Source organism: Pseudomonas sp. 32_A, assembly GCF_017490905.1.
GTDB lineage: Bacteria > Pseudomonadota > Gammaproteobacteria > Pseudomonadales > Pseudomonadaceae > Aquipseudomonas > Aquipseudomonas inefficax.
Genome location: NZ_JAFGYI010000001.1, coordinates 245,850 through 259,535, shown reverse-complemented (window position 1 = coordinate 259,535; position 13,686 = coordinate 245,850). Strand labels below are relative to the sequence as shown.

General features: G+C 62.2%; 16 protein-coding genes and 1 tRNA gene. 10 read left to right on the top strand and 7 right to left on the bottom strand.

All coding sequences use genetic code 11. From position 1 onward, the window contains the following. Window positions 1–87 precede the first annotated feature (87 nt). On the bottom strand, window positions 88–561 hold the full coding sequence (locus tag J5M58_RS01095; protein ID WP_013973794.1) for a peroxiredoxin: 474 nt from the start codon (window positions 559–561) through the stop codon (window positions 88–90). Between the two features lie 11 nt (window positions 562–572). Beyond that, window positions 573–1,133 (bottom strand): glycine cleavage system protein R, encoded by a 561-nt coding sequence (locus tag J5M58_RS01090; protein ID WP_013973793.1) that lies wholly within the window; start codon window positions 1,131–1,133, stop codon window positions 573–575. A 259-nt stretch (window positions 1,134–1,392) separates the two neighbouring features. Between J5M58_RS01090 and dapA the strand changes: the two genes are divergently transcribed. The 5 genes from dapA to J5M58_RS01065 all read left to right on the top strand — a co-directional run bounded on the left by dapA (window position 1,393) and on the right by J5M58_RS01065 (window position 5,098). Then, complete coding sequence (dapA, locus tag J5M58_RS01085) at window positions 1,393–2,280, top strand: 4-hydroxy-tetrahydrodipicolinate synthase (protein ID WP_207876952.1); 888 nt, start codon at window positions 1,393–1,395, stop codon at window positions 2,278–2,280. Between the two features lie 15 nt (window positions 2,281–2,295). Continuing rightward, complete coding sequence (gene bamC / locus J5M58_RS01080; RefSeq protein ID WP_112254220.1) at window positions 2,296–3,417, top strand: outer membrane protein assembly factor BamC; 1,122 nt, start codon at window positions 2,296–2,298, stop codon at window positions 3,415–3,417. After that, window positions 3,418–4,176: an MBL fold metallo-hydrolase gene (locus J5M58_RS01075; RefSeq protein WP_112254219.1), complete on the top strand. Its 759-nt coding sequence runs from the start codon at window positions 3,418–3,420 to the stop codon at window positions 4,174–4,176. A gap of 30 nt (window positions 4,177–4,206) precedes the next feature. Further along, window positions 4,207–4,917, top strand: coding sequence for a phosphoribosylaminoimidazolesuccinocarboxamide synthase (gene purC, locus J5M58_RS01070; protein ID WP_011535129.1), 711 nt, complete (start codon window positions 4,207–4,209; stop codon window positions 4,915–4,917). Window positions 4,918–5,008: 91 nt separating this feature from the next. Further along, window positions 5,009–5,098, top strand: a tRNA-Ser gene (locus J5M58_RS01065). 97 nt (window positions 5,099–5,195) lie between these two features. Here the strand turns inward: J5M58_RS01065 and J5M58_RS01060 are convergent. The 3 genes from J5M58_RS01060 to J5M58_RS01050 form a co-directional block, all read right to left on the bottom strand. Further along, complete coding sequence (locus J5M58_RS01060) at window positions 5,196–5,546, bottom strand: addiction module antidote protein (RefSeq protein ID WP_112254218.1); 351 nt, start codon at window positions 5,544–5,546, stop codon at window positions 5,196–5,198. Beyond that, window positions 5,543–5,833 (bottom strand): type II toxin-antitoxin system RelE/ParE family toxin, encoded by a 291-nt coding sequence (locus J5M58_RS01055; RefSeq protein ID WP_112254253.1) that lies wholly within the window; start codon window positions 5,831–5,833, stop codon window positions 5,543–5,545. Before J5M58_RS01055 ends, J5M58_RS01060 begins: the two co-directional genes overlap by 4 nt. A 127-nt stretch (window positions 5,834–5,960) precedes the next feature. After that, window positions 5,961–6,233, bottom strand: a complete 273-nt coding sequence (locus J5M58_RS01050) for a DUF3077 domain-containing protein (protein ID WP_025340252.1) — start codon at window positions 6,231–6,233, stop codon at window positions 5,961–5,963. 705 nt (window positions 6,234–6,938) lie between these two features. On the opposite strand from J5M58_RS01050, the gene J5M58_RS01045 reads away from it, so the two are divergent. From J5M58_RS01045 to J5M58_RS01030, 4 genes are all read left to right on the top strand, one after another. Beyond that, window positions 6,939–7,130: a YhfL family protein gene (locus J5M58_RS01045; RefSeq protein ID WP_046616491.1), complete on the top strand. Its 192-nt coding sequence runs from the start codon at window positions 6,939–6,941 to the stop codon at window positions 7,128–7,130. Window positions 7,131–7,563: 433 nt separating this feature from the next. Next, complete coding sequence (gene mqo, locus J5M58_RS01040; RefSeq protein ID WP_112254217.1) at window positions 7,564–9,201, top strand: malate dehydrogenase (quinone); 1,638 nt, start codon at window positions 7,564–7,566, stop codon at window positions 9,199–9,201. 253 nt (window positions 9,202–9,454) lie between these two features. Then, on the top strand, window positions 9,455–10,099 hold the full coding sequence (locus J5M58_RS01035) for a hypothetical protein (RefSeq protein ID WP_112254216.1): 645 nt from the start codon (window positions 9,455–9,457) through the stop codon (window positions 10,097–10,099). Further along, window positions 10,099–10,716, top strand: coding sequence for a metalloregulator ArsR/SmtB family transcription factor (locus J5M58_RS01030; protein ID WP_112254215.1), 618 nt, complete (start codon window positions 10,099–10,101; stop codon window positions 10,714–10,716). Before J5M58_RS01035 ends, J5M58_RS01030 begins: the two co-directional genes overlap by 1 nt. Before the next feature lie 120 nt (window positions 10,717–10,836). Here the strand turns inward: J5M58_RS01030 and J5M58_RS01025 are convergent, their stop codons facing one another. Then, window positions 10,837–11,172, bottom strand: a complete 336-nt coding sequence (locus J5M58_RS01025) for a helix-turn-helix transcriptional regulator (protein WP_085590625.1) — start codon at window positions 11,170–11,172, stop codon at window positions 10,837–10,839. 50 nt (window positions 11,173–11,222) lie between these two features. Here J5M58_RS01025 and xenA point away from each other — a divergent pair, with 50 nt between their 5' ends. Continuing rightward, window positions 11,223–12,314 carry a xenobiotic reductase XenA gene (gene xenA, locus J5M58_RS01020; protein WP_015271369.1) on the top strand — a complete coding sequence of 364 codons (1,092 nt, stop codon included), beginning with the start codon at window positions 11,223–11,225 and terminating at the stop codon, window positions 12,312–12,314. A 123-nt stretch (window positions 12,315–12,437) separates the two neighbouring features. Here xenA and J5M58_RS01015 read toward each other — a convergent pair whose 3' ends face one another. Beyond that, window positions 12,438–13,685 (bottom strand): FAD-binding oxidoreductase, encoded by a 1,248-nt coding sequence (locus J5M58_RS01015; protein ID WP_112254214.1) that lies wholly within the window; start codon window positions 13,683–13,685, stop codon window positions 12,438–12,440. Between the last annotated feature and the right edge of the window lies 1 nt (window position 13,686).

Genomic DNA, 13,686 nt, shown 5'->3' with positions numbered 1-13,686 from the left:
ACGCAAGACCGTTCCTACAAGGGAACGCGATTCCCTGTAGGAGCGGCCTTGTGTCGCGAAAGGGGCGCAAAGCGCCCCCATACAATCTCAAGCCTTGTTCAGGGCCTGAGCAGCAGCCAATACGGCATCCACATGCCCGGGCACCTTCACCCCACGCCATTCCTGGCGCAGCACACCGTCCTTGTCGATCAGGAAGGTGCTGCGGTCAACGCCCATGTATTCCTTGCCATACAGCTTCTTCAGCTTGATCACGTCGAACAGTTGGCACAGGGCTTCGTCCTTGTCGCTGATCAGCTCGAACGGGAAGCCTTGCTTGGCCTTGAAGTTCTCGTGCGACTTGATGCCATCGCGCGACACGCCGAACACCACGGTGTTGGCCGCGGCAAAGGCGTCATGCTGGTCACGGAAGCCCTGGCCCTCGGTGGTGCAGCCCGGGGTACTGTCCTTCGGGTAGAAGTACACCACCACTTGCCGGCCCTTGAGCTCGGCCAGGCTGACGGTTTGCCCGCTGGTGGCCTGGGCCTGGAAGTCGGCAACGGGTTGGTCGAGTGCTACAGCCATGGTCGGTTTCCTTACATTGGGTTCTGTGGACGCCATGGCTCGATCAGCGCATCGAGGTTCAGGGCATCGGCAAAGTCCAGGAACTGGTCACGCAGCCAGCTGATCTGGGTGCCGGCCGGCAGAATCACGGTGAACTGTGCATTGAGCATGCTGCTGCCGGTCTGCGGCGCCAGGTAGGTATCGCAGGTCATGGCTTCCAGCTCGACGCGGTGGTCGAGGAAGAACTGGCACAGCTCGTTGATGATGTCCGGGCGGTAGGCGGCGCTGACGTAGGCCACGTAGGGCAGGGCCTGCGGGCGCACTTCCTGGTCGGCGCTGCGCACCACGTCCAGGGTCAGGCCGTGCTTCTTGCCCAGGCCCGGCAGCATGGCTTCGAGGCGCGCCAGGGCGTCCCAGCTGCCGCCTACCTGCAGTACCAGGGCGCTGGTCTCGCCGTGGCGGCTCAGGCGCGAGGTGACCACCGCGCAGCGGTTTTCGAAGGCAGCGCGGCTGAGGACGTTGGCCAGCTCCATGGGGTTGGGGCCCAGGGCACTGATGACAAGGAATTGTTCGCGGACGGTGGGGGTGGACATGCAGCATTCCTAAAGCGATGAGCGGTCGGCACAGGACGGGCGAAAGCCTCCTGTCGGCAGGGCCCGGGGCTCGCATGCGAGGTCGTGGACGCTGGCGGGGAGCAAGGTCGACGGCCCGGCGGGCCGCGCTGCACCGATCAAAGCATCAAGGGTAGCGAAATAAGCCGCCGAGGGGAATGCTCCGCCTGCCTGCTTCGCTTGTGCAAGGCCGATGCCCCCAGTACCATTACCGCTCTCTTTTTCCGGCAGGAGCAGTTACATGATTGCGGGCAGTATGGTGGCATTGGTCACACCCATGGATGCACAAGGGCGTGTGGACTGGGGCAGCCTCGACAAACTTGTAGACTTCCATCTGGAAAACGGCACTCATGCGATCGTCGCTGTCGGCACCACCGGTGAGTCGGCCACGCTGGATGTCGAAGAACACATCCTGGTCATCAAGCACGTGGTCGAGCGCGTCAAGCGCAGCAACAAGCCGATCCCGGTCATCGCCGGCACCGGTGCCAACTCCACTGCCGAAGCCGTGCACCTGACCCAGAACGCCAAGAATGCCGGCGCCGACGCCTGCCTGCTGGTGGTGCCGTACTACAACAAGCCGACGCAAGAAGGCCTGTACCAGCACTTCAAGCACATTGCCGAAGCCGTCGACATCCCGCAGATCCTCTATAACGTACCTGGCCGCACCTCCTGCGACATGCAGGCCGATACCGTGATCCGCCTGTCGAAGGTCAACAACATCATCGGTATCAAGGAAGCCACCGGCGACCTGGTACGCGCCAAGGCGATCCTCGATGGCGTCGACAGCGACTTCATCGTCCTGTCCGGCGACGACCCGACTGCCGTCGAACTGATCCTCATGGGCGGCAAGGGCAACATCTCCGTCACTGCCAACGTCGCCCCGCGCGAAATGGCCGACCTGTGCGAGGCCGCCCTTGCGGGCAATGCCGAGAAGGCCCGCGCAATCAACGAAAAACTCATGCCGCTGCACAAAGACCTGTTCTGCGAAGCCAACCCGATCCCGGTGAAATGGGCGCTCGTCGAAATGGGCCTGATGCAAAAGGGCATTCGCCTGCCGCTGACCTGGCTGAGCGAAGGCTGCCACGAAAAAGTCCGTACTGCCTTGCGCCAGTCCGGCGTACTGGTTTAAGAGGAAGTACACCGCATGAAGCGACTGGCTGGTCTTTCTGCCCTTGCCCTGATCATCTCCAGCACCAGTGGGTGTGGCTGGCTGTGGGGCGAGGATGGCTATTTCCGCGACCGCGGCAGCGATTACCTGCAGGCGCGCCCGACTGCGCCGATGCAGCTGCCGCCGGACGCCAGCAACGTCAAGCGCCTTGACCCGCTGCTGCCGATTCCGCGCAACGTCGCCGACGACAGCGCCACCGGTGAGTTCGAGGTGCCGCGCCCGCAACCGTTGACCGGTAGCGGCGCTCAGGTTACCGACTACAGCCTGCAGCGCAGCGGCAGCAGCCGTTGGGTACTGGCCCAGCATTCGCCGGCCGAAGTGTGGCCGGTGGCTCGCCAGTTCTTCGAGGACAACGGCTTCCGCATCGCCGAAGAGCGCCCGCAGACTGGCGAATTCAACACCACCTGGCAGCGTTTCGACGAACTGTCGGCATCGCTCGGCCAGCGCCTGGCCAGCACTGCCAGCAGCGCTGACAGCGAAGTGCGAGTGCGGGTACGCATGGAGCCTGGCGTGCAGCGCAACACCTCCGAGGTGTATGTGGTCAGCGTCGAGCGCCCGGCCGGCAGCACTGCCGAGCCTGATTTCCCGTCCACCTCCAGCAACACCGGCGCCGATGCCCTGCTGGTCGACGAAATGCTTGCCAGCATGAACCGCAGTGCCGAGAAGGGCGGTTCGGTTTCGCTGCTGGCCGCGCGCGATTTCGACGCGCCAAGCCGCGTCAGCCTGAGCGAAGACGGCAGCGGCAACCCGGTGCTGTACCTTGGCGCCGACCTGGACCGCGCCTGGTCCAGCGTGGGCCGTGCCCTGGAGCAGGGCGGCGAGTGGCGTGTCGAGGACATCAACCGCAGCCTGGGCCTGTACTACATCAACCTGTCTGAAAAGCCTGAAGACAAGCAGAACCAGCCTGGTTTCTTTGGCCGCATGTTCGGCAGCGAGCCGACCAAGGAAGAGCGTGAAGCCCGTGCCGAGCGTTATCAGGTTCGCCTGAGCAAGGTTGGCGAGAGCGTGCAGGTCACCGTCGAGAAAAACATCAACACCGTGGCCCCGGCCGATGTCGCCCGCCGCGTGCTGAGCGCCATTCAGGACCACCTGGGCTAAGTGCGCTTCGCGGTACTCGGAAGCGGCAGCCAGGGAAACGGCACGCTGATCGCCCGTGGTGACACGTTCATCCTGGTCGATTGCGGGTTTTCCCTGCGCGAGACCGAGCGGCGCCTGGCGCTGCTCGGCGTGTCGGCGGCCCAGCTCAGTGCGGTACTGGTCACCCACGAACATGCCGACCACGTGCATGGGGTCGGCTTGCTGTCACGGCGCTACAATGTACCGGTCTACCTCAGCCAGGGGACCTTGCGCGGCATGCGCAAGCCGGTGGAGGTGGCCGGTTTTCTCGCTTGTGGCGACAGCCTGCGTATCGGCAGCCTGGAAGTGACGGCGGCGCGGGTCGAGCACGACGCCTACGAGCCGCTGCAGTACGTGGTCAGCGATGGCCAGCGGCGCTTCGGCATGCTGACCGACCTGGGCTCGTACGACGCGCTGCTGCTGGAGCGTTACCAGGGCCTGGATGCACTGCTGATCGAGGCCAACCATTGCCGCGACCTGCTGGCACGCGGTCACTACCCGGCCTTCCTGAAACAGCGGGTGGGCGGCATGCAAGGGCATTTGAACAATCACCAGGCCGCGCGCCTGGTGCACGAGTTGGGCTGGAGCAACCTGCAACACCTGGTGCTGGCCCACCTCAGCAGCAAGAACAACCTGCCACACTTGGCCCGCCAGTGCTTCGTCGACACCCTTGGGTGCGACCCGGACTGGCTCCAGGTGGCGAATCAGGAACACGGGCTCGACTGGCGCGAAATCGCCTAGCCCAACACCTCAAGCAAGCGGAGCCCAATCATGGAAAAACGCGACGAACTCTACCGCGGCAAGGCCAAATCGGTTTACAAGACCGACGACGCCGACCGCTTGATCCTGCTGTTCCGTAACGACACTTCGGCGTTCGACGGCAAGCGCATCGAACAACTCGACCGCAAAGGCATGGTGAACAACAAGTTCAACGCCTTCATCATGCAGAAACTGGAAGAAGCCGGCGTGCCGACCCAGTTCGACAAGCTGCTGGGCGACAACGAGTGCCTGGTGAAGAAGCTGGACATGATCCCGGTCGAGTGCGTGGTGCGCAACTACGCCGCCGGCAGCCTGGTCAAGCGCCTGGGCGTGGAGGAGGGCATCAAGCTGGAGCCGTCCACCTTCGAGCTGTTCCTGAAGAACGACGAGAAGGGCGACCCCTTCATCAACGAATCCCACGTTGTCGCGTTCGGCTGGGGCACCGCCGAACAGCTGGTGGAAATGAAGAAGCTGTCGCTGAAGGTCAACGAAGTGCTGAGCAAGCTGTTCGATGACGCCGGCCTGCTGCTGGTCGACTTCAAGCTGGAATTCGGCGTATTCCACGGCCAGATCGTGCTGGGCGACGAGTTCAGCCCGGACGGCTGCCGCCTGTGGGACAAAGAGACCCGCAAGAAGATGGACAAGGACCGCTTCCGCCAGGGCCTGGGCGACGTGATCGAAGCCTACGAAGAAGTTGCCAAGCGCCTGGGCGTGCCGCTGTAAGCGCCACGTTCACGCAAGCGCCTGATACCACGCGATTTTTTTGAAAAAAAGATTTGCGTTTTAAAAGAACGCTGGTATGATGCGCGGCATTGGAGAGATGCCGGAGTGGTCGAACGGGACGGATTCGAAATCCGTTGTACTGGCAACAGTACCTAGGGTTCAAATCCCTATCTCTCCGCCATACAAGATGAAGCCCCTAGAAGCGAAAGTTTCCGGGGGCTTTTTCGTTGTTGGACCGGCAATCGATTTGGCGTTCTGCTTGCCTGTTGGGTGGCGTCCTATGAAGAAGCTGGTAGCTTCTGGAGTGGCCTCACTGTCAGCTCAACTCCCAAAGCCAGCATCAGCTTCTGAATAGTTGAGAAGCGTGTCTTATCGCCACCCCTCAAAGTCTTGTAAAGCGATTCACGATTTAAGCCCGCCTCTTGTGCAAATTGGTTCACGCCCTTGGCTTTCGCCACTTCGCCCAACGCATGCATCAGGATTTGAGCGTCGTTAGCTTTCATTGCTTCTGCCAGGAAAGCTGCGATGGTTTCGGGGCTGTCTAGAAACCGGGAAGCCTCGAACCGTTTGCTATTGCTCAAGTCCAGCTCAAGGATTGGCATGTCCTCGGAAGTGAATTTGTCGCTCATCGTTGTTTACCTCGTACAGCATCAAGAATTTCCTTGGCTCGCTTGATGCCTCTGGGTTGATCCGTTTTATCGCTGCCATACAGCATCAGGTAGCGGGTCGAGCCCGTTCGTACGAAGTAGATTCGATATCCGGGCCCGACAGACACGCGCATTTCACTGACACCGTCGCCTACCGATTCGATATCGCCGAAGCTGCCATTTTCTGCTCGGGCGATTCTTGAGGTTGTAGCACTTCTGCCGATCGGGTCTTTGATTGTCGATGAGTGAGCGACCGCGTGCTGCGCGATGAGGCTAAGGGGACGAGTGGAGCACAGCAATAGCCTGAGCAGGGTTTGGCTTAGGTTTGGGAAATGGACTACATGGCGTCGAATGGTGCCCCTGGATGGTTATGTCTCCAGAGGCTATCTCGTTGCCTTATTTTTTCATCATCCCCAATTCGGCATCATCCAGCAGCGCCTTGGCCATCGCGCTCAGGTAGTGCGATGCCCAGATCAGTTTCTGGTCGCCGTCCATCAGGCCGGTGATGATCAGGTCGCGGACGTAGCCCATCAGTTCGGAGGCCTGTTCGCGGGCGTCCTGGCAGGGGATGCCAGGTTCGATGCGGAACAGTGGGTGGGTGTTGTTTTCGCCTTGGTAGAAGCAGGTCTTGCCGACTGTGGTGGGTTGTTTTGTGTCGTCGGTGGGCATGGTGAATCTCCCTAGGATTTTGTATGTCTGTACCGGCCTCTTCGCGGGTGAACCCGCTCCCACAGGTACAGCGCAGTACTTGAGGGCAATGATTACCCCCTGTGGGTGGGTTTGAGTTGCACGGATTGGCGGGCCACGAACAGGGCGCAGAGTACGTACTCTGAGGACTGGACCAGGGTGTCTTGCAGAGCCTGGGTGGAATCGAGGGAGAGGGGTGGATCGGGGACCATCTTGCGCATAGTTAGCTCCAGAGTCAGTCGAGCTGCTACGGACTTGCTGTCAAACAAGAGGGTGGCAGCGGTACGCGGGTTGACAGACCGAGGACTCCGGAGACTCGGCGCACACGAGGTGCCCCACGTACTGCCGCCATAACGGGTGTACGTGCACGGAGAAGTTGTCGGCCTGTCAAAGCCGGTCGTTGATTTGCAACGACAAGCCGAGACTAGAGCGCGACCCAATCCGTCGCAACAGTTTGAGCGGTTTGGCAGTATGTTTGGGAAATTGCCTACATGGAAGGGGATTATTCTGAGCTTCAGGTGTAGGACAGGGGCCGCTTTGCGGCCCATCGCGACACAAGGCCGCTCCTACAACTGCATCCCTGCAACTAGCCAATGCACGTTGCTGCTTGGATCCAATGCTCATGTTCTGTATCATCCTGCCGCCATCAGAATGATGGCCGAAGATGATTCATTTAAAGGACTTAGTATGAAAAAGCTGTTCAAGGCTACCGTAGCCGTTGCTGTCGTTTCGGGTGTTGCCCTGCTGTCGGGCTGCACTGGCCAGGTTTACAACCAGCCGAAAAACTGCAGCTACGACTACCTGTTCCACCCTTCGGTTTCCATCTCCAAGATCATCGGTGGCTGCGGCCCGATCGATAAACTGCCTCAGCAGCAGTAATCTTGGCGGTACCCTGATCGCGACGCTTGCGGCGTGATCCAAGGCCCCCGGTCATGTACATGGCCGGGGGTTTTTGTTTGTGGGGCACTTCAGCCTGTGCCGGCCCTTTCGCGGGTGAACCCGCTCCCACAGGAATTTCACCGGACTTGAGTGCGGCATGGCACCTGTGGGAGCGGGTTCACCCGCGAAGAGGCCAATACAGGCGTGAGACAACCCGTCACCTTGACTCCCAGGCCGGCAATTTGTTTGTGCTGGCATTTAAGCTACAATCGGAAAAACGATTCAGCCTTGTCGGTCAATTCGACAAAAGGCCGAGTCGTTTTCTGGTTCTCTGGCTGCTGAACAATGATCAACAACAAGCCTGCGCTGCAGAACACGCTTTACCGGGGCCAGCCACAGGCCCACCCTCTGTTCTCCTGACTGGAATCGATCAATGTTCAAGAAAGCTGGCAAGACCTTGCTGGGTCTGGCTGTCGCTGCAAGCGTCATGCAAGCGCACGCCGCAGAAACCAAGAAAGTAGATGTGCTGCTCGTCGGTGGCGGCATCATGAGCTCCACCCTGGCCGTGTGGCTGCACGAGCTGGAGCCAAGCTGGTCGATGGAAATGGTCGAGCGCCTGGATGGCGTGGCCGAAGAAAGCTCCAACGGCTGGAACAACGCCGGTACCGGCCACTCCGCGCTGGCCGAGCTGAACTACACCCCGGAAGACAAGGACGGCAACGTCAACATCGCCAAGGCCATCGAAATCAACGAGGCCTTCCAGATCTCCCGCCAGTTCTGGTCGTGGCAGGTACGCCAGGGCGTGCTGAAGAACCCGCACTCGTTCATCAACACCACTCCGCACATGAGCTTCGTGTGGGGCGATGACAACATCAAGTTCCTTAAGAAGCGTTACGAGGCGCTGCAGGCCAGCCCGCTGTTCCGCCCGATGCAGTACTCCGAAGACCACGCGCAGATCGCCAAGTGGGTCCCGCTGATGATGGAAGGCCGCGACCCGAACCAGAAGCTGGCCGTGACCTGGACGCCAATCGGCACCGACGTCAACTTCGGCGAGATCACCCGCCAGTTCGTCGGCCACCTGAAAACCCAGGAAAACTTCGACCTGAAGCTGTCCAGCGAAGTGCAGGACATCACCCGCAACAAGGACGGCTCGTGGCACGTCGAGTACAAGAACCTGAAGGACGGTACCGAGTCGGCCACCGACGCCAAGTTCCTGTTCATCGGTGCCGGCGGCGGCGCACTGAAGCTGCTGCAGAAGTCGGGCATTCCTGAAGCCAAGGAATACGCAGGCTTCCCGGTGGGCGGCTCGTTCCTGGTGACCGAGAACCCGACCGTGGCCATGCAGCACATGGCCAAGGCCTACGGCATCGCCTCGACCGGCGCGCCACCCATGTCGGTTCCGCACCTGGACACCCGCGTGCTGGACGGCAAGCGCGTGATCCTGTTTGGCCCATTCGCCACCTTCTCGACCAAGTTCCTGAAGAACGGCTCGTACCTGGACCTGCTGAGCAGCACCACCACCCACAACGTGTGGCCGATGACCAAGGTCGGCATCGATCAGTACCCGCTGGTGGAGTACCTCGCTGGCCAGCTGATGCTGTCTGACGATGACCGCTTCGAAGCCCTGCGTACCTACTTCCCGAACGCCAAGAAGGAAGACTGGCGCCTGTGGCAGGCGGGCCAGCGCGTGCAGATCATCAAGCGTGATGCCGATAAGGGTGGCGTGCTGAAGCTGGGCACCGAAGTGGTCGCTTCCGAAGACCGCACCATTGCCGGCCTGCTGGGTGCATCGCCAGGTGCGTCGACTGCTGCACCGATCATGCTGAACGTGCTGGAAACCGTGTTCAAGGAGAAGGTCGCTACCCCTGAGTGGCAGGCCAAGATCAAGCAGATCGTGCCGAGCTACGGCACCAAGCTGAACGACTCGGCGGCGGCCACCCAGAAGGAGTGGAACTACACCGCTGAAGTGCTGCAGCTCGAGAAGCCACCGGTGATCGACGAGAGCGTCGGCACCACGGTTGCACCGAGCCAGCCGGTCGAGAGCAAGCCTGAGAATGACATGGCGCTGTAACTGGCGTGACAGAAGCCACGGGGGAGACCTCGTGGCTTTTTTGTTGCCTGTTCGGTCCCTTTCGCGGGTAAACCCGCTCCCACAGGGATAACAAAAAGCCTGAGGCAGCGCGTGTACTTGTGGGAGCGGGTTCACCCGCGAAGAGGCCAGAACAGCAAACCACTGATCTGAAAGCTCACGCAGTAGTCAATAAAAACATATTTTGATGCTTAAATTAATCTTGTCAGTCGATCCCCTCCAGGAGGGTGCTGTCATGAACATCAAGATCGCCGCCTTACTGCTGCTCGCCCTGTGCGCCCAGCCGGCATGGAGCCAAAGCTACTCCTACTCCAGCGAAACCCCCGCCGCCAAACCCGCCGAAGCTGCTGCAATGACCACGCGCATGGCCCTGCGTGACCTTTGGGTCGAGCACATCTTCTGGGTGCGCAACTATGCCGTCGCCAACCAGGCCGGCAATGCCAAGGAAGCCGAAGTCGCCGCCAAGGAAGTGGTCACCGATGCCACCAGGATCGCCAACAGCATTGCCCCGCTGTACGGCCAGCCCGCCGCCGATCAGTTGCTGAAACTGCTGGCCGGCCACTGGGGCGCCATCAAGCACTACAGCGACGCCACCGTGGCCAAGGACAAAAAGGGCCAGCAAGCCGCGGTCAATGAGCTGACCAGCAATGCCAAGGCCATCGCCGCGTTCCTGGCCAAGGCCAACCCGAACCTGCCCGAGGCGACCCTGCTGACGCTGCTCAGCGCCCACGGCGGGCACCACGTGGCCCAGATCGACCAGCTGGCGGCTGCTGACTACGTGGGCGAGGCGCGCACCTGGGCGATGATGCGCGAGCATATCCTGACCTTGTCCGATGCGCTGGCTGCGGCATTGGTCAAACAGTTCCCGGACAAATTCTGATGCTCGAAGGCCTGGGCCGTACCCAACAGGACCTGCTCCACGCGTTGTTGCGTCAGCCATCCGGCATGAGCATCGACGACCTGGCGCAGGCCCTGGCCATCACCCGCACTGCCGTGCGCCAGCACCTGGCAGCGCTGGAGCGCGACGGCCTGGTCAGGCGTGGCGCTACCCGGCCCACAGGGCGCCGCCCGGAGCAGCTGCACGAGCTGACCGAACATGCCCGCGAACTGTTCCCACGGCAGTACCCATTGCTGGCCAACTTGCTGATTGCGCAAGTGGCCGGCTTGCTGGGGCAGGAGGCGTTGCTGGCGCTGATGCGCCAGCTGGGGCGCAAGCTGGCGGCGGACCTTGAGCACCAGGTGGTGGATGAGTCGCGCATCGTCGAGCACATGAACTATGCCGGGTACGAGGCGCAGGTGTTCTTCCGCTCGGGGGGCGAGCCGCAGATCGTTGCGCACAATTGCGTGTTTCATCACCTGGCCAAGGCGCATCCGGTGGTGTGCGAGCTGGACCTGGCGCTGATCGGGGCCTTGGGTGGAGGCGAGGTCAGCCATGAGGAGTGCATGCTCAGGGGAGGGCAGGTGTGCCGGTTTGCCCTGGGCAAGAACGAAGATTGATGTTGCCTGTGCTGGCCTCTTCGCGGGTAAACCCGCTCCCACAGGAAAATCACTGCCTTCGAGACCTGTGCGCCCCCTGTGGGAGCGGGTTTACCCGCGAAGAGGCCGGGGCAGGAAAAATCAACTCTGTCGCAGAATGCAGTCCAGCAACCCGGGAAACCGCTCCCCCAGCATCTCGCTACGCAACGAGTTCATATGGGTCGTCCCCACATTGCGGGTATGCACCAACCCCGCATCACGCAACACGCGGAAATGGTGTGACATGCTCGACTTCGGCCGGCCGCCGTCCAGCTCGCCACAGCTGGCTTCGGCCACGCCCGCCAGGTGACGCACGATACCCAGGCGCACCGGGTCGCTCAGGGCATAGAGCAGGCGTTCCAGGGTGAGGTCTTCAGAATTGGGATGTTGATAGGCTCGCATGGTCGTCATGATAACGGGGCTATCATTAATTGCCATAGTTCGATTATGATCGAACTATCGTAATCAAACAGCCCGGGAGCTTGCCCATGTCCGCCTTGTTCGAACCCTATACCCTCAAGGATGTCACCCTGCGCAACCGCATTGCCATTCCGCCGATGTGCCAGTACATGGCCGAGGACGGCATGATCAACGACTGGCACCACGTGCACCTGGCCGGCCTGGCCCGTGGCGGTGCCGGCCTGCTGGTGGTCGAGGCCACGGCAGTGGCACCGGAAGGGCGCATCACCCCCGGTTGCGCCGGTATCTGGAGCGATGCCCACGCCCAGGCTTTCGTGCCGGTGGTGCAGGCAATCAAGGCCGCCGGTTCCGTACCGGGTATCCAGATTGCCCACGCCGGGCGCAAGGCCAGCGCCAACCGCCCTTGGGAAGGTGATGACCACATTGCCGCCGACGATGCCCGCGGCTGGGAAACCATCGCCCCGTCCGCCATCGCCTTCGGCGCGCACCTGCCACAAGTGCCGCGCGAGATGACCCTGGACGACATCGCCCGGGTCAAGCAGGACTTCGTCGATGCTGCCCGCCGTGCGCGCGATGCCGGTTTCGAGTGGATCGAGCTGCACTTTGCCCATGGTTACCTGGGCCAGAGCTTCTTCTCCGAGCACTCCAACAAGCGTACCGACGCCTACGGTGGCAGCTTCGACAACCGCAGCCGCTTCCTGCTGGAAACCCTGGCAGCGGTGCGTGAGGTATGGCCAGAGAACCTGCCACTGACCGCGCGGTTTGGTGTGCTGGAATACGATGGCCGTGATGAGCAGACCCTGGAGGAGTCGATCGAGCTGGCGCGCCGTTTCAAGGCTGGCGGCCTCGACCTGCTGAGCGTGAGTGTGGGCTTTACCATTCCCGACACCAATATTCCGTGGGGCCCGGCGTTCATGGGGCCGATTGCCGAGCGAGTGCGTCGTGAGGCGAAGCTGCCGGTGACTTCGGCGTGGGGTTTTGGTACGCCGCAACTGGCGGAAGCGGCGCTGCAGGCCAACCAGCTGGACCTGGTATCGGTAGGGCGTGCGCACCTGGCAGACCCGCACTGGGCTTACTTTGCGGCTAAAGAGTTGGGGGTGGAGAAAGCCTCATGGACCTTGCCCGCGCCTTATGCGCACTGGCTTGAGCGTTATCGCTGAGGTATGGAGGGGCTGCATTGCAGCCCATTCGCGGGTAAACCCGCTCCCACAGGATCACCGCAGGGTTCAGGCCCTGTGCAATAGCTGTGGGAGCGGGTTCACCCGCGAAGAGGCCAGCACTGGCTAAAACCGGTCCAACCGGTAAGCCCCCATCTCCGCGCCACCGGCCCGTTCAGCCAACCGCCCCACCCATTCCGCCGTCACCGCCGCCTGGGTCAACCCCAGGTGCTGATGCCCGAACGCCAACAGCACCCGCCCGTCACACACCCGGTCGATCACCGGCAACGAATCTGGCAACGAAGGCCGGAAGCCCATCCACGGCGTCGCTCCTTCAACACTCAGGTCCCGCCGGAACAACCCCTTGCTCAACCGGTGCAACTGCCACGCCCGCTGCATGCTCGGCGGCGCGTCCAGCCCGGCGAATTCCACCGTGCCGGCCAGGCGCAAGCCCTCGGCCATGGGCGTCATGATGAACTTGCGCTCCAGCGATGTGACTGCAAACGGCAAACGCTGATGCTCGCCAGGCAACATCAGGTGGTAGCCGCGCTCGGTGTCCAGTGGCACCTGCTTGCCGGTCAGCGCGCCGGTCAACCGCGCAGAATGCGCACCACAACTGATCAGCACCTGGCGGGCCTCCAGCGTGCCCTGGTCGCTGGCCAGGCTGATCCCGCCGCTGTGCAGCCGCCCGCCGTCGACCTGCGCCTGAACAAAACGCACGCCAGTGGCCTTGGCCGCTTCGAACAGTTCGCACACCACCCGGTACGGATCGATGAAATGCCCGGTACGCGGGAAGAACAGCCCTCCCAGCAATGACGGGCTCAGTTGCGGGGCCGCTTCGCGCACGGTGTCGGCCGACCAGACGTCCACCGCCACCGCCTGTTGCTGCATGCGCGCGCGCAAGGCCTCCAGGGCCTGGCGCGACTCCGGCCGCTCGAATACCAGCAGCGAGCCATCTTCCTGGAACAGCTCGCTGCGCCCGATCGAACCCAGCAGCCGCTGCCAGGCACCCAGGCTGCCTTCGTTCAACGTGCGGATGCCGGCCACGCTGCGCTGAAACGGGCCTGGGCGCAGGTTGAGCAGCAGGCGGGTGAACCACGGCATGGCCTTGGGCAGGTACTTCCAGTCCAGGCGCAGCGGGCCCATCGGGTCCAGCAGCATGCGCGGCAGGCGTTTGAGAATCGACAGGTCGGCAATCGGGAATACCTGCTCGGTGGCCAGGTGCCCGGCGTTGCCGTAGGACGCGCCATGGCCGGGTGCCTGGCGGTCGACCAGGGTCACCCGGCGACCCTGACGGGCCAGTTGCAGGGCACAGGCGACGCCGACAATGCCGGCGCCGATCACGGCGATATCGGTTTCAGCGGTTTCGACCATG